Genomic DNA, 17,897 nt, shown 5'->3' with positions numbered 1-17,897 from the left:
AAAACGTCCGCGTTGCCCCTGGGCAGACGGCTGATTAAGGTATAGCCCTTCTATTGCGGCCTATGCTGCACCTGTTCGTCCACAGAGAATCCGCCATGCGCCTGATCGCTCACGCTTTCCTGCTCTGTTTCACGCTGCTCGGCCTGTCGGCCCACGCGGAAACGGTCAACAACCTCTACCAGGTTCGCGAAACTGTCGCGTCGCAGCAGCCGGAGGAGCGCAACCAGGCCTTGGTGCGAGCGTTGGAGACCCTGGTGCTGCGCCTGTCGGGCGACCCCAAGGCGGCCCAGAGTCCGGCCCTGGAAGCGGTGCGCAAAGACCCGCAGCAGCTCATCAGCCAGTACGGCTATGAAGGCCAGGAGCTGGTGGTGGACTTCGACCCGGTTACCACGGAGCGTACCCTGCGCCAGGCCGGCATTCCGCTATGGAGCGCCAACCGTCCGGCCATCCTGGCCTGGTGGCTGAATCGCTCCAGCCAGAGCAACAGCCTGGTGGGCGATGGCCAGGAAGCGGCCGCACCGCTGCGCCACGCTGCCGAGAACCGCGGCCTGCCGTTGCGTCTGCCGCTGGCCGACCTCGATGAACAATTGCTGGCGACGCCCGAGCAACTCACTTCCGCCCAGCCCGGCGCGCTGACCCAGGCTTCCGAGCGATACGACGCGGATGCCCTGCTGGCGGTAGATGCCAGTGAAGCAGACGGCAAATGGCAGGCGCAGTGGCGCCTGTGGCTGGGTGACAGCCGTGAGCAGGGCGCCGCCGAAGGGGCCGACAGCGCCGCGCTGGCCGATGCCGTGATGGCGGCTGTGAGCCAACGCCTCGCGCCGCGATTTGTGGTCGCGCTCGGTGCTGGGCAGGATCTCCAACTGGAAGTGCAGGGGGCCGATCTGGCGCGTTACGCCGAGCTGTCGCGCCTGCTGGAGCCGTTCGGGGCGCGCCTGATCAAGGTCGATGGCGATCGCCTGGAGTACCGGGTGAACGCCAGCCCCGAGCAACTGCGTGCCCAGTTGGCCCTGGCAGGGTTGCAGGAGGCCGCTCCGGAAGCTCCAGCGGCCTCGAGTGACCCGCAAGCCGCGCCAGCGCCCCAGGTGGTGCCGCGCAACAACCTGCTGCGTTTCCACTGGTAGCGGGCGTACACTGCTGGCCTACCCGTGACGGGGATGTCATGCACCAGTTGCCCAATCTGTTGACGTTGCTGCGCCTGGCACTGGTTCTACCCATTGCCGGGCTGCTGCTGTCTGATCGCTACACTGAGGCACTGCTGCTGTTTGCCGTGGCGGGCGGTTCCGATGCCCTGGACGGCTTCCTCGCCCGACGCTTCGGCTGGACCAGCCGCTTGGGTTCGTTCATCGACCCTCTGGCCGACAAACTCCTGCTGGTGACCAGTTTCATCTGTCTGACCCTTCTCCAGGTGCTGCCGTTCTGGCTGACGCTGGCGGTTCTCCTGCGGGATCTGCTGATCCTGGTAGGGGCACTGTTGTTCCGCCTGCTGGTCGGGGCCGCCGAGTTCGCGCCGAGCCGATTGGGCAAGCTGAGTACGTTGTTGCAGATGGTCCTGGTGCTGTTTCTGCTGGTGGAGCTGAGCCTGGCGCCGGCAATCCTGCCGTTGCGTTGGCCGCTGACCTGGCTGGTGCTGCTGGTGACGCTGTGCAGTGGCGCCCAGTACATCTGGATCTGGGGACGGAAATTTCGTTACGCAAGGATGAGGGCCTGATATGACCGATTCACGCCGCTGGCTTTGGCTGGGTGGCTTCCTGCTGCTGGGATGGCTGCTCTATCAGCTGCACCCGGTACTCTCGCCCTTCCTGGTGGGCATGTTGCTGGCCTACCTGGGCGACCCGCTGGTGGACCGGCTGGAGCGCCTGGGCTTGTCACGGACCTGGGGCGTGGTACTGGTATTCGGGTTGTTCGGCCTGATCCTGCTGGCGCTGCTGCTGGTGCTGCTGCCAATGCTCGGTCGCCAACTCTTCCGCCTCTACGAGGTGGCGCCGCAGATGATCGACTGGTTGCAGCAAAGCGCGCTGCCCTGGGTCCAGGCGCGGCTCGGCTTGCCGGGTGAGTTCTGGCGCTTCGACAAGCTCAAGGCTGTGATCAGTGGCCATCTTGGCCAAACCACCGATATCGCCGGAACCCTGCTGGCCAGCGTTACGGCCTCGGGGCTGGCCCTGCTGGGCTGGCTGGGCAATCTGCTGCTGATTCCCGTGGTGGGCTTCTATCTGCTGCGTGACTGGGACCTGATGGTGGCCAAGCTTCGCGGCTTGTTGCCGCGCAGTCGCGAGTTCTTCGTGGTCGGGCTGGTGGGCGAGTGCCATGAGGTACTGGGCGCGTTCGTGCGCGGACAGTTGCTGGTGATGCTGGCGCTGGGCCTGATCTACGCTGTCGGTCTGATGCTGGTGGGGCTGGACCTCGGGCTGTTGATCGGTTTGCTGGCGGGTCTGGCCAGCATCGTGCCCTACATGGGCTTCGTCGTGGGTTTCGGGGCCGCGCTGGTTGCGGCGCTCTTCCAGTTTGGCGGTTTCGAACTCTATCCGCTGATCGGCGTCATAACCGTCTTCACCGTGGGGCAATTGCTCGAAGGCATGCTGCTGACGCCGTTGCTGGTGGGCGATCGCATAGGACTTCACCCGGTCGCCGTGATCTTTGCGATACTTGCCGGCGGCCAGCTGTTTGGCTTCACCGGCGTGCTCCTAGCCCTGCCTGTGGCGGCGATCATCATGGTTTTGCTGCGCCATGCGCATGATTTCTATAAACTTTCCGACCTTTACGGACAGTCGAGTAGCGGTCCAGACGACCCTCCCAGTACGGCATGACACCGATCCAGCTCCCCCTGAGTGTGCGTCTGCGTGATGACGCCACCTTCGCCAACTTCTATCCAGGCGCCAACGCTGCGGCCCTCGGCTATGTCGAGCGCCTGTGCGAGCCCGACGCCGGCTGGACTGAAAGCCTGATCTACCTCTGGGGCGGAGAAGGTTCCGGACGCAGTCATTTGCTGCAGGCGGCTTGCCTGCGCTTCGAGCAGCACGACGAACAGGCGATCTACCTGCCGATGGACGAGCTGGTGCATTACGGCCCGGAAGTCTTCGACAACCTCGAACAGTGCGAACTGGTCTGCCTTGACGACCTTCATGCCCTGGCCGGCCGTCCCGAATGGGAAGAAGGGCTGTTCCACCTGTTCAACCGCCTGCGCGATGCCGGGCGCAAATTGCTGCTGTCGGCCAACAAGTCACCGCGCGAGTTGGGTATCAAGCTGCCGGATCTGAAGTCGCGCCTGACCCTGGCGCTGGTTTTCCAGCTGCATGCGCTGTCCGACGAAGACAAGCTGCGGGCCTTGCAGCTGCGCGCCTCGCGCCGCGGCCTGCACCTGACCGACGAAGTCGGGCGTTTCATCCTCACGCGTGGCCCGCGCAGCATGAACCTCTTGTTCGACTTGCTGGACATCCTCGACCAGGCGTCGCTCCAGGCCCAGCGTAAGCTGACCATCCCGTTCCTCAAGGAAATCTTCGGCTGGTAGCCAGGACTTCCTGCACGCCAAACAAAAAAGCCCGAATCGAGATCCGGGCTTTTTTGTTACTGGCCGGGAATCACTCCCCGGCAAGCTTGCGGTTGTACTGGAAGCGCCAGCGGGTATAGAGCAGGGCTGCACAGAACAGCACCACGCCGAGACCAGCCTCCAGCCAGCCGAACAGGCTGCGCGAGGGGTCGATGGCAGCGAGTACGCCTTGGATGAAGTAGATGTTCACCACGAAGCAGGCCCAGGCGTGGGCGCGGGCATTGCCGAGGATCATGCCGGGGGCGAGCAGGGCCAGGGGCACCAGCTGGATGGCCAGGACTACCCAGGTCCGCGCACCGTGCAGGTCGGCGAAGAACAGGGTGTTCACGGCCAGCAGCACGGCCAGGGCGATGAAGCTGACCAGGCTGATTGCACGGCTGGCGGTCATCCGTGGGGTCAGCCAGGCCAGCTCCGGGAGTTTCTTGGGTTTCTTAGCCACGCGGAGCCTCCAGGCGTTGGGCGATCTGCGCCAGGCGTTGGCCCAGGGCGCGGCACAGGGTGATTTCGTGTTCATCCAGCGGGCGTTTGCCATCGGCACCCGCATGGTGGCTGGCGCCATAGGGGGTGCCGCCGCCACGGGTCTCCAGTAGTGCCGATTCGCTGTAGGGCAGGCCGGTGGCCAGCATGCCGTGGTGCATCAGCGGCAGCAGCATGGACAGCAAGGTCGTCTCCTGGCCGCCGTGCAGGCTGGCGGTCGAGGTGAATACCGCTGCGGGCTTGCCGACCAGTTCGCCGGTCAGCCAGAGGCTGCTGGTGCCATCGAGGAAGTACTTCAAGGGCGCCGCCATGTTGCCGAAACGGGTGGGGCTGCCCAGGACGAGGCCGGCGCAGTGGCGCAGGTCATCCAGGGTGGCGTAGAGGGCACCGTCTGCGGGAATGTCCGGCGCGACCGCTTCGCACTCGGTGGAAACCGCCGGTACGGTGCGCAGACGTGCTTCCAGACCGGTCAGCTCGATGCCGCGCGCGATCTGCCGGGCCATTTCGGCGGTGGCGCCGTGGCGGCTGTAGTAAAGGACCAGGATGTAGGGCGCGCTCAAGGAAGGATCTCCAGAATCTTTTCCGGCGGGCGACCGACCACCGCTTTGTCACCTACGATCAGGATGGGCCGTTCGATCAGTTTGGGATGGGTGACCATGGCGTTGATCAGCTGCGCTTCGGAGAGGCTGGTGTCGTCCAGGTTCAGCGCCTTGTATTCATCCTCACCGCTGCGCAGCAGCTGGCGGCCCGACAGGCCCAGCTTGGCCAGCAGGTCGCGCAACTCGGCAGCACTGGGCGGGGTTTCCAGGTAGCGCACGATGGTAGGGGCCAGGCCGCGGGCTTCCAGCAGTTCCAAGGCGCTGCGGGACTTGGAGCAACGCGGGTTGTGGTAGAGGGTCAGTTCAGTCATGTCGGGGGTCGCATGGGCTTGGTCGAGGCGGCTATTCTAACCGCGTCGCACCGCCGTCCTGAACCGTGCGCTGTGCTTGCGGTCTGCTGAGTCGGGCCGGACCGATCTGAATCAAGGAGATGGAATGCGCCAACGCCTCACCGACGTCGTTGAATTCTGGCGCTTTCTGCTGCAGCGGTTCATTGCCGATCGCGGCACCAACAGCGCCGCGGCGCTGACCTATACCAGCCTGTTCGCCGTGGTCCCGATGATGACCGTGACCTTCACCATGCTCTCGGCCATTCCGGCCTTCCAGGGCACGGGCGAGCAGATCCAGCGTTTCATCTTCCATAACTTCGTACCCTCCACCGGTGAAACCCTGCAGGAGTATCTGCGTGGCTTCACGGTGCAGGCCCGGCATCTGACCTGGGTCGGCGTCGGATTGCTGGTGGTGACCGCCTTCATGATGCTGGTGACCATCGAGAAGGCTTTCAACACCATCTGGCGTGTGCGCCAGCCGCGGCGCGGCGTGTCGAGTTTCCTGCTCTACTGGGCGATCCTCAGCCTGGGCCCCTTGTTGCTGGGAGCGGGGTTCGCCGTCAGTACCTACGTCACCTCGCTGTCGCTGATCTCAGGTCCGGATGCGCTGATTGGCGTCAAGACACTGCTGGGATTCATGCCGCTGTTGTCGAGTGTCGCGGCCTTCACCCTGATCTACGCAGCGGTGCCCAATGCCCGGGTGCCGATGCGCCATGCGCTGGCAGGGGGTGTTTTCACGGCCTTGCTGTTCGAGGCGGCGAAGGCCTTGTTTGGCCTCTACGTCAGCTTCTTTCCCGGTTATCAGCTGATCTACGGTGCGTTTGCCACAGTGCCGCTGTTCCTGCTGTGGATTTACCTGTCGTGGGTGATCGTGCTGTTCGGCGCCGAACTGGTGTGTAACCTCTCCACGCCCTGGCACTGGCGCCGCCGTGCGTTACCGCGGCTGCTAGTAATGCTGGGTATCTTGCGGGTCTTCCATGATCGCCAGATGCGCGGCATGCCGGTGCGTCACCTGGACGTGCAGCGAGCGGGCTGGCATCTGCCGGAGGACGAGTGGCTGGAAATGCTGGAACTGCTGGAGAGCCAGCACCTGGTCTGCCGCGCCAGTGGTGGTTCCTGGGTCCTCTGTCGGGATCTCGGCGGCTACAGTCTTTATCAGTTGCTAAGCCACATGCCCTGGCCGCTGCCGCGTCCTGGCCAGTTGCCCGAGCATCTGGACGAGGAGTGGTACCCGCCGTTGCGCAAGGCGCTGGAGCTGCTTCAGGAAGAACAGCAGGCGTTGTTTGGCGGCAGCCTGGCGCAATGGCTCAAGCCGAGACACGACTGACGAAATTCGTCAGTTGCAGAGCGGTTCCACTGAGTTGATCCAACGGCAAGGCCTGCAATGGCGAGCCGGCACCGTTGGCATGTTTATGGCTCTACAGGGAAGGGGCCATCGAACCGGTGGCCAGGGGGCGAAGGTGATGGGTAGCGCGAAAGACACACTGATCCACCTGCATGAACGCGTACCGCAACGGGCACTGGAGGGGTTGAACCGGGTCACCGGCCTGAATTTCCGTCACTGGCCGGAATCGCTGGTGCAGGAGGAGAGACGGAAAGAGTGTGGCGAAGCAGAGGTGCCCACCGTGGAGAGCGGCCGGGTGATGCCTGGCTGAGCCTGTTCAGGCGCTGGCTTTGCGGTTGGCGGGTTCGGCCAGTTCAACTGCCTGGACGAAGAGTTCTTCCACCAGTAGCCCCTTGAGCGCCGCGGCGCTGCGCAGACGCACCTGCAGCTGTTCGATCTTCTGCTTGAAGGGCAGGCGGGCAACGCCGGCCAGCAGAATCTTGCCCTTGGCATTGAGTCGGCCGTGATCCACCGAGACTTCGCGACGTTGGTCGCCGTCCATGTAGCTCGCGATCAGGGAAACCGGCAGCTCCGTCATACCCGGCACGTGCAGCCAGGCCGCGACATTGAAGTCCGTCACCCGGCCTTCGAAGGGCGTGAGGGTGGAGCGGGCGACTTCGACGATGCGGGCCGGGACCGGGCCGATCAGGCTGTCTTGCTGCTGCATGGGGCATCCAGGCTGGAAAAGGTACGCTCGTACCGATGAAGCGGGATTATAAGCAGCCCGTCTTGAACGAACTGTGCGCCCCGGCCCCCGCCAGGCGTGACCCGGCTCGCAGTTTGACCACTCAGGCAAGTTGCAGGGGATAGCGCGCCACCAGCGAACTGCAAAGGTTGTGGGCTGGCAGCGGCACAATGGCCTGATTATGCACACTGGCCAACTGCAGCCAAAGGTTCTCCCCTTCGATGAACTGCTTGCACGGCAGCCAGAGACCGTGATGCCAGCCGTTACCCGGCGCGGGCGTGCTCTGCAGTACGCCAGGGTGGGTTTGTGCGCTGGGCGCGCGACGCAGCCAGACCGGGCGCGGCAGGCCTTTGAGGTAGCGCAGGCCCAGGTGCAGACCTTCGGCATTCTGATAACGCCAGCGGACCAGGGCGAGAACGGGGGTGCCCTGGGTCTGAACCAGCACTAGCTGTCCCACGGGTAACGGGTTGCCCAGGTCGCCGTGGCAGAGCAGCCGTGCGCCACCGGGGCTGGCATCGAGAATCTGCGCGTCGCAGTGGTCAGGGTGCTGGGCCAGCAACTCGGCATGGATGGCCGGAAGTCCGACTACCAGACGGCACTGTCCCGATTGCTCGGTACGCGGGTGGCGCCGTTGTTGGCGGCCGAGCCAATGTTGGCGGACCTTCTCCAGCAACTGGCGTTCGTCGTCGCTGCGCAGGGGCGCGGGTTCGTGAAGGGCGATCAGCAGCGCGCCCAACTCGAAGCGGCGCAGGTATGTGTTGGCGCCATCAGGACGCTGGTCCAGGGGCAGACAGGGTTGGGATTCCGTGAGATCGACCGTGGGGCTGCTGTTTTCGTCGTCATCGTCCCAGGGCAGCAATCGCGCGAACCCGGCGAGGGGGGCCAGGGCACCGAACAGCAGGGGGCAGTCGCCTTCGCTCAGGTGGAAAGGGTTACTCAGAGCCAGTAGCAGCATCTGCTGGTAGAGCCCGCGCAGTGTATTGGCCGGCATCGGGCGGAAGGCGGCGGCTACCGGCTCATCCAGGCAGTTCTGATGCTCGCCGATCCAGTACAGCAGGTGGCTGTCCCGCCACAGTCGTGCGCTCGGCTCCTGGTAGAGCTGGTAGTGGCGCAGCTGGGTCTGGGCCAGGAAATGCTGGGCCATATACAGGCACCAGGCCAGGTGTGGCAGAGAGGGTTGGTGCCCCTGGATAATCTGCAACAGCAGGCGCTTGAAACCGCAGGCCAGCTCGTCACAGAGCTTTGCGAAGAGACTGGGCGGCGCCGTCCGGTCCTGATAGGCCTGGGCGTAGTGGCGGAACTCCTCGCTGAAGCTTTGCAGCACGCGCTGCCTTTCGAGTAAGGTCAGTGCGCTGCGGTTGAGCCTGAACAAAAGACCCAGGACCTGCTGCAGGGCACTATCCTGAGGGAGTCGGCGGGCCTCAGCGAGGAGCGCCGGAATGCTTGCCAGTGGCGTGCTGTTTTCTTCCAGGATGTCCGGCACTTCCAGGCGCAGGGCATCCAGCGTCATATCAACCCCGCGTACACGAGGACCGAATGCATGGGATCGCGACTCCAGGCTGTAATAGGGGGATTGGTTCTGCTGGGCGCCGGCCTGCTCCTGGCCAGCTGCTCGGACGACGTGGGGGGCGATCAGCATGGACAGAAGGTAGCGGTTGAGCGCCTCGAAGGCCAGTGGCTGGTGATCAATTATTGGGCAGAATGGTGCGCGCCGTGCCGCACGGAAATCCCCGAGCTCAACGCTTTCGCCGAGCAGCAGCGCGACAAGGGCGTGAAAGTCCTCGGCGTCAACTTCGATGGTCTGCAAGGCGACGAGCTCGGCCAGGCCACGCAGAAGATGGGCATCCAGTTCACTGTGCTGGCCGAAGACCCCTCCAAGCGTTATGACCTGCCACGCAGCGAGGCATTGCCTGTCACCTACATCATCGATGCTCAGGGCAGACTGCGTGAGCGCCTGCTGGGCGAGCAGAGCGCCGCAGGGCTCACTGCGCGACTCGATGAACTGCGCAAAGGGAGCTAGAGGAATGGGGCGAATCTGTCTGCATGGCTACGTGAGCGGCAAAGTGCAGGGCGTCTACTACCGCCAATCAACCCAGGAGCAAGCGGATCGTCTGGACCTGGACGGTTGGGTGCGTAACCTGGCTGACGGTCGGGTCGAGGTACTGGTGGAAGGTGAAGAGGGCGCGGTGCGCGAGTTGGCTGCCTGGCTGGAACAAGGCCCGGACGAGGCGCAGGTGACGGAGGTCGATCTGCAGGAACAGCCGCTGCAGGGGATCACCGGCTTCATCGTAAGGCGCTGAATGCGCAAGGTGGGAGCGAAACAGGCTTCGCTCCCGGTCTGGCTCAGTCCGAATCGCCAGGGTCTGCCGCGAGGCGCCCTGCATCCATCATCAGCGATTTCAGAAACTCCTGCTGCAATTCCGGATCATTGCGCGTCAGCTCGATCAGGCTCTGTTCCAGTTCGCTGGCCTCTTCTTCCAGCCCAAGATCCGACAAGCGCTTGACCCGGTGTACCCACTGCGGGACTTCATCGTCCTCGAGGTCTTCGAAGATCAGTGCGTGGGCTTCTACCAGCTTTCCGCGCAAGGCATGGCTAATGCCCAGGGTGGCGTCGGCGCGTGCGCTGTCCGTCGGATCCTGGACGCTCAACTGGAGCATGCCGATGCGGCTGAGGTCCTGGTCAGCGAAGGGGCCATCCAGCAGGTTCAGGCGCAGGATGCCGTTGCGGTCAGTGAGCAGTTCATGGGTCTGCTTGCCCAGTTTGACCAGCACCGGGCGTTCGGCCCAGGGCAAGCTGGAATACTCCATGCGCTTGTCCTGTTGCTTCTCATCGATGCTGGCCAGGTTCTGCTCGGAGCGGCCGTTGGATTCCACGTTCATGGCAGGGTTGAGGCCGGCGAATCCGTAGCTGATCCAGTCCTTGGTGGCAGTGTCTGGCAGGCTGCCGAGCAACACTACGTTAAGGACGTTGGCGCCGACTCCTGCGGCCACCGCCACCGCGCCCAGCGGAACCTCGTAGAGCTCGCGCCAGGGCTGGTAGGGGGTATAGCGGTCGTAGTGCCGGCTGACTTCGAATTCGGTGACTTCGAAGGTCTTCTGCTCATTGATGCGGATGCGTCGCTGCGGCAGTTCCAGTACCTGGGGATCACCTACGTCGATCTGCAGGCTGTGATTGAGCAGTTTGCGCTCGACGCGCTCCTCGTGCTCGCTGCGCTGTGGCAAATGGTTCGCGCAGCCGCTGACGAAGAGGGTGCCGCACAAGGCGGCACCGGCGAGGTAATGGGAACTACGCTTGGGCATTTTCTCGATCAGCGTTTTACGCGGGCGGTGATGAAGGGCAGGACCTCGGAGACCGGCACAGCCTGGCTGTCGGTTTCACGGCGGTTCTTGTATTCCAGGTTGCCTTCGGTCAGGCCGCGCTCGCTCACGACGATGCGGTGCGGAATGCCGATCAGCTCCATGTCGGCGAATTTGACGCCGGGGCTGGTCTTCTTGTCACGGTCATCCAGCAGGACGTCGACACCCGCTGCGCGCAGCTCGGCATAGAGCTTGTCCGTGGCTTCCTTGACTGCGGGGGTCTCGTACTTGAGCGGGACCAGGGCGACCTGGAACGGCGCCAAGGCTTCCGGCCAGAGGATGCCACGCTCGTCGTAGTTCTGCTCGATGGCGGCAGCCACCACGCGGGAAACACCGATGCCGTAGCAGCCCATGCTCAGGGTGACCGGCTTGCCCTGTTCGCTGAGTACATTCAGCTTCATGGCTTCGCTGTACTTGGTGCCCAACTGGAAGATGTGGCCGACTTCGATGCCGCGCTTGATCACCAGGGTGCCCTTGCCGTCGGGGCTCGGGTCGCCAGCAACCACGTTACGCAGGTCAGCGACTTCCGGCAGTGGCAGGTCGCGCTCCCAGTTCACGCCGAAGTAGTGCTTGTCGTCGATATTGGCGCCGATGGCGAAATCGCTCATCAGGGCAACGGAGCGGTCCACCACGCAGGGTAGTGGCAGGTTAAGCGGGCCGAGTGAGCCGGCACCGGCACCTATGGCCTGGCGCAGTTCGGCTTCGCTGGCGAATACCAGCGGGCTGGCGACCTGGGCCAGGTTGGCGGCCTTGATCTCGTTCAGCTCGTGGTCGCCGCGGATGATCAGGGCGACCAGTTTGCCTTCCTCGGCAGCATGCACCACCAGGGTCTTGATGGTCTTCTCGATAGGCAGGCTGAAGTTTTCCACCAGGTCGGCGATGGTCTTGGTGTTCGGGGTGTCGACCAGTTTCAGCTCCTGGCCCGGGGAGGGACGCTCGGTCTCGCGGGGCAGGGCTTCGGCCTTCTCGACGTTGGCGGCGTAGTCGGAGCTGTCGCTGAAGGCGATGTCGTCTTCACCCGAGTCGGCCAGAACATGGAACTCGTGGGAGCCGGTGCCACCGATGGAGCCGGTGTCGGCCAGCACAGGGCGGAAATCCAGGCCCAGACGGCTGAACACGTTGCAGTACGCCTGGTGCATGCGGCCGTAGGTTTCCTGCAGCGATTCCTGGTTCATGTGGAAGGAGTAGGCGTCCTTCATCACGAACTCGCGGCCGCGCATCAGGCCGAAGCGCGGACGGATTTCGTCACGGAACTTGGTCTGGATCTGGTAGAAGTTGAGCGGCAGCTGCTTGTAGCTGTTCAGCTCGTTGCGCGCCAGATCGGTGATCACTTCTTCATGGGTCGGGCCAACGCAGAAGTCACGCTCATGGCGGTCCTTCAGGCGCAGCAGTTCTGGGCCGTACTGCTGCCAGCGGCCTGACTCCTGCCACAACTCGGCAGGCTGCACAGCGGGCATCAGCACCTCCAGCGCACCGGCGGCGTTCATCTCTTCGCGGACCACCGTCTCGACCTTGCGCAGCACCCGCAGACCCATTGGGAGCCAAGTATAGAGGCCGGAGGCCAGTTTGCGGATCATGCCGGCGCGCAGCAGCAACTGGTGGCTGATTACCACGGCATCGGCGGGGGTTTCCTTGAGGGTAGACAGCAGGTACTGACTGGTACGCATGTTTGGCCGTTTTGTCGGTTGCGATGGATTTGAATGGCTCGGCATTGTACGGCCCTGATCAAGTGGCGTACAGGATTGCGGTCCGGTAGACAGGAGAGGGCGACGTAGTGAGTCTGACAGCAGAGCAGGTACAGGCGCTGATTCGCGGCGGGGTACCCATGGCAGAGGGCATCGATCTGCGGATTGAACGGATCGATGATCAGGGGGCGCTGGCGCGGGTTCCATTCCAGCCCAGATTGGTGCGTCCGGGTGGCACCCTGTCCGGACCGACCATCATGGCGCTCGCTGATGCGGCCATGTATGCCGTGGTGTTGGGCAGGCTGGGGAAAGTTGAAATGGCGGTGACGTCCAACTTGAACATCAACTTCTTGTCCAGGCCTGCACCCGTCGATCTACTTGCCGACGCGCGGATACTTAAACTTGGTCGGCGTCAAGCTGTTTGTGAAGTCTCGCTCTATTCGCTGGGTGAGGAGGAGAATCTTGTCGCTCATGTGACCGGTACTTATGCGTTGCCATTGGTTGGTTAAACTTTGAGCAAAAAAGAACCCCGGCCTGGGCCGGGGTTCTTTAATCACTTAAGCGTACGCGAGGGATATTACAGGATATCCAGCGGGTACTCGGTGATTACACGGATTTCGTCGCTTGCAGTACCGCCAGCGGAGCCGAAGAAGGCCATGTCGCTGTTGGCACGCCAGCTGGCGTGACGAATACGGATGGACAGGTCTTTGGCAGCGCCTTCCTGAACCACGTACTTGGCTTCGATGTTGCGTTCCCATTCCTTGCCGTCTTCGCCGATGGCGCCAGCGAAGGCGCCGTTCGGGTCGGCCTTGGTGCCGTCAACGTCGTCACCGGTGATGTAGCGAGCCATGAAGCTCAGGCCGGGCACGCCGTACTCAGCCATGTTCAGGTCGTAGCGAACCTGGATGGACTTCTCGTTCGGGCCGTTGAAGTCGGAGTACTGAACGGAGTTGGCGAGGAAGATGGAGTCGCCGGAGTTTGCGCCGTCCATCGCGATGTAGTCGAAGGGCTCGTCACCGTTCACTTTCTGGTAGGCCAGGGTGAGCTTGTGGGCGCCGATGGAGTAGGCGGCGGCAGCGGACCAGGCGGTGCTGTCGAGGTCGCCGGCCTTGGCCTGACCTTCGTCCAGGGTGCGGTAGACGTTGAAGTCCAGGTTCAGGGCTTGGCTGTCGCTGAACGGAATGTTCCAGTTCAGGTTGCCGTAGTACTGACGCCAGATGTCTTCCAGCTCGGCGCCGTACAGGCTGGCGCTGACGTTGTCGGTGAAGGAGTAGGAGCCGCCCACGTAGTCAGCGCTATTGCTGGCGATGCCGGTGTAGGTGGTGGTGATTTCGCCGTGGCGGTTGGTGGAGGCGCTGCCGTCACGGATGGAGGTGAAGTGGCCGGCGTCAATGTTCAGGCCTTCGATCTCGCTGCTGGTCAGCTGGAAGCCTTCAGCGGAGCCCGGGAACAGGCGAGCGGTACCAGTGGCGAACACCGGAGCGGTCGGGAACAGGTTGCCGTACTTCAGCTGGGTGTTGGAGAGCTGTGCTTTGACTGCGCCGCCAGCGTAGGAGTAATCGTCCTGGGAACGACCGTCAGAGCCAGTGGGGAACAGGCCGGTACCGTTGGTGCCGTTGCCGCTGTCCAGTTTCAGGCCCAGCATGGCATGGGCGTCAACGCCGAAGCCAACGGTGCCTTGGGTAAAGCCGGACTCGTACATGGCACTGATGCCATGGGCCCATTCTTTACGGTAGTTCTGTCTGGTGTTGGGGTTGTTGCGGAAGTCGCGGTAGAAGAAGAAGTTCTTGTTCAGAAGAGTCAGGTTGCTGTCTTCTACGAAGCCCTTGGACTCTTCTTGGGCGCTGGCAAAAGCCAACTGCATGCTACCGGCGGTCACGGCCAGAGCCAGTGCGCTCCACTTCATCACTTGCATTGTGATTGCTCCTTTGGTTTTGAAGATTCTCGCCGCTTTCTTATTAATGGAAGGCGGTTCTTTCTTTTTGTGTCGGCGCTAACTTATAGCACGGCGACAATAATGGCGATAGTTGAAACCAGGTCCTTACGATTTCTTCACAGTGCTGTCGCAAATCGAGAAGAACTGTGTCGCATATCTATAGGTTCAGTCTTGCATCCCTTCATCCCCTATGTATCAAGGCACTTTGCGGTCGGGCATTCATTGGAGTTGTTCCCGAGCCCGCGTGTGACCTGGCAGCTCTTAAGCAACAAACGTGCACAAAACCGGCTTGCCAGGGTTAAATTCCGCTCTGCCCATGTGGTGCGATCGTTCCAGGCGGTCCGGGGCCTGATGCCTGCATGGCTGGTGAGGGAATGGGATGCCCCGAAATGAAGCGGATTGCGTGCGGGGTGGCTATTGACAGCCAGTGTTCGGGTCTCTCCACCGCTGGCGCGGGTTTATGCCTGGATGGAGTGGGCGTAACCGAGTGTTGCGAGCGGTAACGAATTGTTCGGCGTGCGCGATTCTGGTGCGCACGGTAACGCTGCTGGCTTTCGCCTTTCTCTTTTATATGAGGAGGTCGCCGGCGCACGTTGATCGATTCCGCTCGATTCTCGCCTTGGGTATGCTGCGCCCCCATCCTGGTCACTTGCCGCTGGGCTGGTGACCGGGGTGCGCGTTAAGCTCGGATTTCCTACCGTCGAACAGGAGAGGCCAGTATGTTCGCCCTGGACCCAAGACTTCAGCAGGACACCCTGCTCATCGGTGATTTTCCCCTGTGCCAGCTGCTGTTGATGAATGATGCCCAGTATCCCTGGTTCATTCTGGTGCCTCGACGCGAAGAGGTCAGCGAGCTGTTTCAGCTCAGCGTCGAAGAGCAGCGCCAGCTCTGGCAGGAAACCACCTTCCTGGCTGAAACCCTCAAAGACACCTTTGGTGCCGACAAGATGAACGTCGCCACCCTGGGCAATGTGGTCAGTCAGTTGCACATGCACGTGATCGTTCGGCGTCGCCATGATGCCGCCTGGCCTGCGCCGGTCTGGGGGCGTCACCCGGCGGTGCCTTACTCGGCGGATCAGGTCGGGGCCATTCGCGCCAAGCTTCGCCTGGTGCTGGCCGACGATTTCCAATTCGTAGAGGGCTGAGTCATGAGTCTGGAAATGCGTATCGCAGACCTGGAAAGCCGATTGGCTTTTCAGGATGACACGATTCAGGCACTCAACGATGTGCTGGTCGAGCAGCAGCGGGCGGTGGACCGCCTTCAGCTTCAGTTGGCCGCACTGGCCAAGCGTCAGGAGGAACTGCTCAGTCAGTTCGGTTCCGGGGAGGATGAGGCGCCGCCGCCTCACTATTGATCGTGCATGAAGAAGCCCGCCTGATTCGGCGGGCGTCTTCATGGCTTGGTTCAGCGGCGACTGGGCAGTGCTGCAATGACGTCTTCTGCCTGCAGGCCCTTGTCCCGTTGGATGACGGAGAACTCTACGCGTTGACCCTCGATCAGCACGCGGTGACCTTCGCCACGGATGGCGCGGAAGTGCACGAAGATGTCATCCCCGGAATCGCGGGAGATGAATCCGAAGCCCTTCGAGGTGTTGAACCACTTCACCGTGCCGGTTTCGCGGTTGGTCATGTCCTGCAGCAGCGGTGAGGCCTGGTTCACCTTGCGCAGGTTGATCGCCAGGTGCACTGCGACGGCCAGGATCGCGGCGAGGACGCTGATCAGGATCGCAGGGTGCCCGCCGATCACCGGCATTGGCGCCAGGAGAACCAGGGTTTGCAGGATGACCGCCAGCACCAACAGGGCGGATACCAGACCCTGCAGTTGGTTGTGCAGGCCTTTTGCCCAGGCCGGAACAACCGGAGCCAGTAGCAGGTTGAGCAGGCCGAAGAAGGCCAGGTACAGGGCATCGGGCTGCTGCGGGTAGGGCAGGGCGTCGGCGCGGAGACTAGGAATGAAGGACAGCAATAACGCGGCAGCGCCCGTCAACAGATGGACGATTTTAAGTATGTTCAATGGATTCACCTTGGAAACGGAATCTCTGACGGAGGAGCCGGGCCGCGCAGGATGAAAAGAGCGCAGGCTTCGGCCTATGCAGCATGCCTCGGGATTGGCATGCGGCACCGGCTGTATTTAACAGCAAAGGAGAGGGCTTCTCAAATCAAGCGGTTAGCGCTGCTTCGGCTTCTGGTGGGTGCACCCGGTTACGGCCATTGTGTTTGGCTTGGTAGAGGGCGTCGTCGGCTCGGGTGATGAGACTTTCGAGGGTGTCGCCCGGTTCCGCCAGTGCCAGTCCGAAGCTGGCCGTAATGGTGTCGAGGATTTGGTCGGTGCGTCGAACCTTGACCCGCAGGGCCTGCATTTTGCTGCGCAGTTGCTCGGCAAAGGTACGGGCTGCGCCGAGGTCGTGGCAGTCACGCAGCGCCACGCAGAATTCCTCGCCGCCGTAGCGGCCAGCCATTGCGCGGGGGGGCAGCAGTTCCCGCAACAACTGGCCCACATGTTGGAGTACGCGGTCTCCCAGTGGGTGGCCGAACTGGTCGTTGAACTGCTTGAAGTGGTCGATATCCAGCATGACCAGTGCCACGCCTTCCTGACCGTTCTTCAGCGACTGCTCCAGTAGTCGGGTGAAGGCCTGACGGTTGAACACCTGGGTCAACCCGTCCAGGGTGGCGGCTAATTGTGCACGCTCCAGCTGGTTGCGCAGGTGCTGGATTTCCGTTTGTGCGGCGCGCAGGCGGTAGAGGAACTGTTCTTGCTGCTCCTGCATCAGCTGAGTGCTTTCCTGCAAATGGTTCAGCACGCTGGGCAGGTCGTCGATGATGGGTTCGTGCAGGGCGGCCAATCCCGCAGTCAGGCTGTTCTGGTACGCCTGACTGCCCGTGACGCTGCGGCTGACGTCGCCCTCGATGTCGTCTACCAGGTCGATGACCTGCTGTTGGCCTTGGCGCGCGTCTTCCAGTTCCCCGCGAATGATGTAGTCACGGAACAGCTTGAGGGCCGACTCCGGGGGGAAGACGTCGAAATCGCTGGTGATCTTGTCGAGGCGGCGATTGAGGTCCGGTTCAATGCCCTTGCTGTAGGTGTACCAGAGGGCGTAGTGCACCGGATTTGGCGGGATCGAATGGCGCACCATGTGGGGGATGGCCTGTTTCAGCAGGTCGGCAGCCTCACGGGTTTCTTCGGGGTAAAGCTCAAGCAGCGACGGCGGTTTCGGAGGCTGGCTCATGCACTTCACTGTTGCGAGATGTCGAATTGCCAGAGCATAGAGCAGGCGGGCGGTTGCGCATAGCGAAAGGCCCGGTTTTCCGGGCCTTTTTGCTTCGACTGGAGATCAGGCGGCGAGCAGACTGCGGAGCATCCATGCGGTCTTTTCGTGAACCTGCATGCGTTGGGTCAGCAGGTCAGCGGTGGGTTCGTCGCTGACCTTGTCGAGCAGCGGGAAGATTCCGCGGGCGGTGCGTACGACGGCCTCCTGGCCCTGGACCAGTTGCTTGATCATGTCTTCGGCGGCCGGTACACCTTCTTCTTCCTTGATGGAGGACAGGCGGGCGTAAGCGGCATAGGTGCCAGGAGCGGGGAAGCCCAGGGCGCGGATGCGCTCGGCGATGGCGTCGACCGCCAGGGAGAGTTCGTTGTACTGGCCTTCGAACATCAGGTGCAGGGTGTTGAACATCGGCCCGGTAACGTTCCAGTGGAAGTTGTGGGTCTTGAGATAGAGGGTGTACGTATCGGCCAGCAGTCGGGACAAGCCTTCCGCGATGGCTGCGCGATCCTGTTCGGCGATTCCGATGTTGATTTCCATACCAGTTTTCCTCTCGGTAGGCTTGTGGCCCGGGCCGGGCCCGTGATGGGCAGAGCCTAGCATGGGTCATATGTGGGCCGACTTTGTCTTCTATC

Annotated in this window: 22 protein-coding genes and 1 pseudogene; 11 read left to right on the top strand and 12 right to left on the bottom strand. The window is 62.6% G+C overall.

The genetic code is table 11. The features are described from left to right. The first annotated feature begins 95 nt into the window (after positions 1-95). Genes THL1_RS22255 through hda form a run of 4 tightly spaced genes read left to right on the top strand, consistent with a single transcriptional unit; the run spans position 96 to position 3,508 of the window. Positions 96-1,124 (top strand): DUF2066 domain-containing protein, encoded by a 1,029-nt coding sequence (locus tag THL1_RS22255; RefSeq protein WP_069086606.1) that lies wholly within the window; start codon positions 96-98, stop codon positions 1,122-1,124. Positions 1,125-1,162: 38 nt separating this feature from the next. Further along, entirely contained in the window at positions 1,163-1,711 is a 549-nt protein-coding gene (locus tag THL1_RS22250; protein ID WP_069085257.1) for a CDP-alcohol phosphatidyltransferase family protein, read from the top strand. Position 1,712: 1 nt separating this feature from the next. Beyond that, entirely contained in the window at positions 1,713-2,807 is a 1,095-nt protein-coding gene (locus tag THL1_RS22245) for an AI-2E family transporter (protein ID WP_069085256.1), read from the top strand. Beyond that, positions 2,804-3,508 (top strand): DnaA regulatory inactivator Hda, encoded by a 705-nt coding sequence (hda, locus tag THL1_RS22240; RefSeq protein ID WP_069085255.1) that lies wholly within the window; start codon positions 2,804-2,806, stop codon positions 3,506-3,508. The genes THL1_RS22245 and hda overlap by 4 nt, the downstream gene beginning before the upstream one ends. 70 nt (positions 3,509-3,578) lie before the next feature. Here hda and THL1_RS22235 read toward each other — a convergent pair whose 3' ends face one another. From THL1_RS22235 to arsC, 3 genes are read right to left on the bottom strand one after another with little or no spacing between them, the layout of a single operon-like run. Beyond that, positions 3,579-3,986 (bottom strand): DUF2069 domain-containing protein, encoded by a 408-nt coding sequence (locus tag THL1_RS22235; RefSeq protein ID WP_069085254.1) that lies wholly within the window; start codon positions 3,984-3,986, stop codon positions 3,579-3,581. Then, the gene (gene wrbA / locus THL1_RS22230; RefSeq protein ID WP_069085253.1) at positions 3,979-4,584 is read right to left on the bottom strand and encodes an NAD(P)H:quinone oxidoreductase; all 606 of its coding nucleotides are present in this window, start codon (positions 4,582-4,584) and stop codon (positions 3,979-3,981) included. Before wrbA ends, THL1_RS22235 begins: the two co-directional genes overlap by 8 nt. Further along, positions 4,581-4,934: an arsenate reductase (glutaredoxin) gene (gene arsC, locus THL1_RS22225; RefSeq protein WP_069085252.1), complete on the bottom strand. Its 354-nt coding sequence runs from the start codon at positions 4,932-4,934 to the stop codon at positions 4,581-4,583. The genes wrbA and arsC overlap by 4 nt, the downstream gene beginning before the upstream one ends. Before the next feature lie 124 nt (positions 4,935-5,058). Here arsC and THL1_RS22220 point away from each other — a divergent pair, with 124 nt between their 5' ends. After that, positions 5,059-6,279, top strand: coding sequence for a virulence factor BrkB family protein (locus THL1_RS22220; RefSeq protein WP_069085251.1), 1,221 nt, complete (start codon positions 5,059-5,061; stop codon positions 6,277-6,279). A 136-nt stretch (positions 6,280-6,415) separates the two neighbouring features. Next, a complete protein-coding gene (locus THL1_RS22215) occupies positions 6,416-6,607 on the top strand; it encodes a hypothetical protein (RefSeq protein ID WP_069086605.1) in 192 nt (63 codons plus the stop codon). A 6-nt stretch (positions 6,608-6,613) separates the two neighbouring features. Here THL1_RS22215 and THL1_RS22210 read toward each other — a convergent pair whose 3' ends face one another. Then, complete coding sequence (locus THL1_RS22210; protein WP_069085250.1) at positions 6,614-7,003, bottom strand: hypothetical protein; 390 nt, start codon at positions 7,001-7,003, stop codon at positions 6,614-6,616. A gap of 121 nt (positions 7,004-7,124) precedes the next feature. Then, the gene (locus tag THL1_RS22205) at positions 7,125-8,531 is read right to left on the bottom strand and encodes a PilZ domain-containing protein (protein ID WP_069085249.1); all 1,407 of its coding nucleotides are present in this window, start codon (positions 8,529-8,531) and stop codon (positions 7,125-7,127) included. A gap of 30 nt (positions 8,532-8,561) precedes the next feature. On the opposite strand from THL1_RS22205, the gene THL1_RS22200 reads away from it, so the two are divergent. Both THL1_RS22200 and THL1_RS22195 read left to right on the top strand, forming a co-directional pair. Then, positions 8,562-9,041 (top strand): TlpA disulfide reductase family protein, encoded by a 480-nt coding sequence (locus THL1_RS22200; RefSeq protein WP_069085248.1) that lies wholly within the window; start codon positions 8,562-8,564, stop codon positions 9,039-9,041. 4 nt (positions 9,042-9,045) lie between these two features. Continuing rightward, on the top strand, positions 9,046-9,321 hold the full coding sequence (locus tag THL1_RS22195; protein ID WP_069085247.1) for an acylphosphatase: 276 nt from the start codon (positions 9,046-9,048) through the stop codon (positions 9,319-9,321). Positions 9,322-9,364: 43 nt separating this feature from the next. Here THL1_RS22195 and THL1_RS22190 read toward each other — a convergent pair whose 3' ends face one another. Continuing rightward, positions 9,365-10,321, bottom strand: a complete 957-nt coding sequence (locus THL1_RS22190) for a hypothetical protein (RefSeq protein WP_069085246.1) — start codon at positions 10,319-10,321, stop codon at positions 9,365-9,367. 8 nt (positions 10,322-10,329) lie between these two features. Next, complete coding sequence (locus THL1_RS22185; protein ID WP_069085245.1) at positions 10,330-12,045, bottom strand: proline--tRNA ligase; 1,716 nt, start codon at positions 12,043-12,045, stop codon at positions 10,330-10,332. Positions 12,046-12,158: 113 nt separating this feature from the next. Between THL1_RS22185 and THL1_RS22180 the strand changes: the two genes are divergently transcribed. Beyond that, the gene (locus THL1_RS22180; protein WP_145928440.1) at positions 12,159-12,572 is read left to right on the top strand and encodes a PaaI family thioesterase; all 414 of its coding nucleotides are present in this window, start codon (positions 12,159-12,161) and stop codon (positions 12,570-12,572) included. 68 nt (positions 12,573-12,640) lie between these two features. Here THL1_RS22180 and THL1_RS22175 read toward each other — a convergent pair whose 3' ends face one another. Next, the gene (locus THL1_RS22175; protein ID WP_069085244.1) at positions 12,641-13,978 is read right to left on the bottom strand and encodes an OprD family porin; all 1,338 of its coding nucleotides are present in this window, start codon (positions 13,976-13,978) and stop codon (positions 12,641-12,643) included. Positions 13,979-14,718: 740 nt separating this feature from the next. Between THL1_RS22175 and THL1_RS22170 the strand changes: the two genes are divergently transcribed. Next, entirely contained in the window at positions 14,719-15,144 is a 426-nt protein-coding gene (locus tag THL1_RS22170) for an HIT family protein (RefSeq protein WP_069085243.1), read from the top strand. Between the two features lie 3 nt (positions 15,145-15,147). Next, positions 15,148-15,354, top strand: coding sequence for a SlyX family protein (locus THL1_RS22165; protein WP_069085242.1), 207 nt, complete (start codon positions 15,148-15,150; stop codon positions 15,352-15,354). 50 nt (positions 15,355-15,404) lie between these two features. Here the strand turns inward: THL1_RS22165 and THL1_RS30240 are convergent, their stop codons facing one another. The 4 genes and pseudogenes from THL1_RS30240 to THL1_RS22150 form a co-directional block, all read right to left on the bottom strand. Beyond that, positions 15,405-15,629 carry a cold shock domain-containing protein gene (locus tag THL1_RS30240; protein WP_162493754.1) on the bottom strand — a complete coding sequence of 75 codons (225 nt, stop codon included), beginning with the start codon at positions 15,627-15,629 and terminating at the stop codon, positions 15,405-15,407. Positions 15,630-15,683: 54 nt separating this feature from the next. Continuing rightward, positions 15,684-16,022: pseudogene (locus THL1_RS31215) on the bottom strand (cold shock domain-containing protein membrane protein); the annotation flags it as partial. 136 nt (positions 16,023-16,158) lie between these two features. Then, the gene (locus THL1_RS22155) at positions 16,159-17,226 is read right to left on the bottom strand and encodes a GGDEF domain-containing protein (RefSeq protein WP_069085241.1); all 1,068 of its coding nucleotides are present in this window, start codon (positions 17,224-17,226) and stop codon (positions 16,159-16,161) included. 105 nt (positions 17,227-17,331) lie between these two features. Then, the gene (locus THL1_RS22150) at positions 17,332-17,802 is read right to left on the bottom strand and encodes a Dps family protein (RefSeq protein WP_028627590.1); all 471 of its coding nucleotides are present in this window, start codon (positions 17,800-17,802) and stop codon (positions 17,332-17,334) included. Between the last annotated feature and the right edge of the window lie 95 nt (positions 17,803-17,897).

Source organism: Pseudomonas sp. TCU-HL1 (assembly GCF_001708505.1).
Taxonomy (GTDB): Bacteria; Pseudomonadota; Gammaproteobacteria; order Pseudomonadales; family Pseudomonadaceae; genus Metapseudomonas.
Note: the sequence above shows the minus strand (reverse complement) of the source record. Positions and strands in the feature narration are given on the sequence as shown.

Bases quoted from the DNA above. Each gene is read 5' to 3' on its own strand.
- THL1_RS22255 (WP_069086606.1), top strand. From the start codon at position 96: ATGCGCCTGATCGCTCACGCTTTCCTGCTCTGTTTCACGCTGCTCGGC.
- THL1_RS22250 (WP_069085257.1), top strand. From the start codon at position 1,163: ATGCACCAGTTGCCCAATCTGTTGACGTTGCTGCGCCTGGCACTGGTT.
- THL1_RS22245 (WP_069085256.1), top strand. From the start codon at position 1,713: ATGACCGATTCACGCCGCTGGCTTTGGCTGGGTGGCTTCCTGCTGCTG.
- hda (WP_069085255.1), top strand. From the start codon at position 2,804: ATGACACCGATCCAGCTCCCCCTGAGTGTGCGTCTGCGTGATGACGCC.
- arsC (WP_069085252.1), bottom strand. From the start codon at position 4,934: ATGACTGAACTGACCCTCTACCACAACCCGCGTTGCTCCAAGTCCCGC.
- THL1_RS22220 (WP_069085251.1), top strand. From the start codon at position 5,059: ATGCGCCAACGCCTCACCGACGTCGTTGAATTCTGGCGCTTTCTGCTG.
- THL1_RS22215 (WP_069086605.1), top strand. From the start codon at position 6,416: ATGGGTAGCGCGAAAGACACACTGATCCACCTGCATGAACGCGTACCG.
- THL1_RS22210 (WP_069085250.1), bottom strand. From the start codon at position 7,003: ATGCAGCAGCAAGACAGCCTGATCGGCCCGGTCCCGGCCCGCATCGTC.
- THL1_RS22205 (WP_069085249.1), bottom strand. From the start codon at position 8,531: ATGACGCTGGATGCCCTGCGCCTGGAAGTGCCGGACATCCTGGAAGAA.
- THL1_RS22200 (WP_069085248.1), top strand. From the start codon at position 8,562: ATGGGATCGCGACTCCAGGCTGTAATAGGGGGATTGGTTCTGCTGGGC.
- THL1_RS22195 (WP_069085247.1), top strand. From the start codon at position 9,046: ATGGGGCGAATCTGTCTGCATGGCTACGTGAGCGGCAAAGTGCAGGGC.
- THL1_RS22190 (WP_069085246.1), bottom strand. From the start codon at position 10,321: ATGCCCAAGCGTAGTTCCCATTACCTCGCCGGTGCCGCCTTGTGCGGC.
- THL1_RS22185 (WP_069085245.1), bottom strand. From the start codon at position 12,045: ATGCGTACCAGTCAGTACCTGCTGTCTACCCTCAAGGAAACCCCCGCC.
- THL1_RS22175 (WP_069085244.1), bottom strand. From the start codon at position 13,978: ATGCAAGTGATGAAGTGGAGCGCACTGGCTCTGGCCGTGACCGCCGGT.
- THL1_RS22170 (WP_069085243.1), top strand. From the start codon at position 14,719: ATGTTCGCCCTGGACCCAAGACTTCAGCAGGACACCCTGCTCATCGGT.
- THL1_RS22165 (WP_069085242.1), top strand. From the start codon at position 15,148: ATGAGTCTGGAAATGCGTATCGCAGACCTGGAAAGCCGATTGGCTTTT.
- THL1_RS30240 (WP_162493754.1), bottom strand. From the start codon at position 15,629: ATGACCAACCGCGAAACCGGCACGGTGAAGTGGTTCAACACCTCGAAG.
- THL1_RS22155 (WP_069085241.1), bottom strand. From the start codon at position 17,226: ATGAGCCAGCCTCCGAAACCGCCGTCGCTGCTTGAGCTTTACCCCGAA.
- THL1_RS22150 (WP_028627590.1), bottom strand. From the start codon at position 17,802: ATGGAAATCAACATCGGAATCGCCGAACAGGATCGCGCAGCCATCGCG.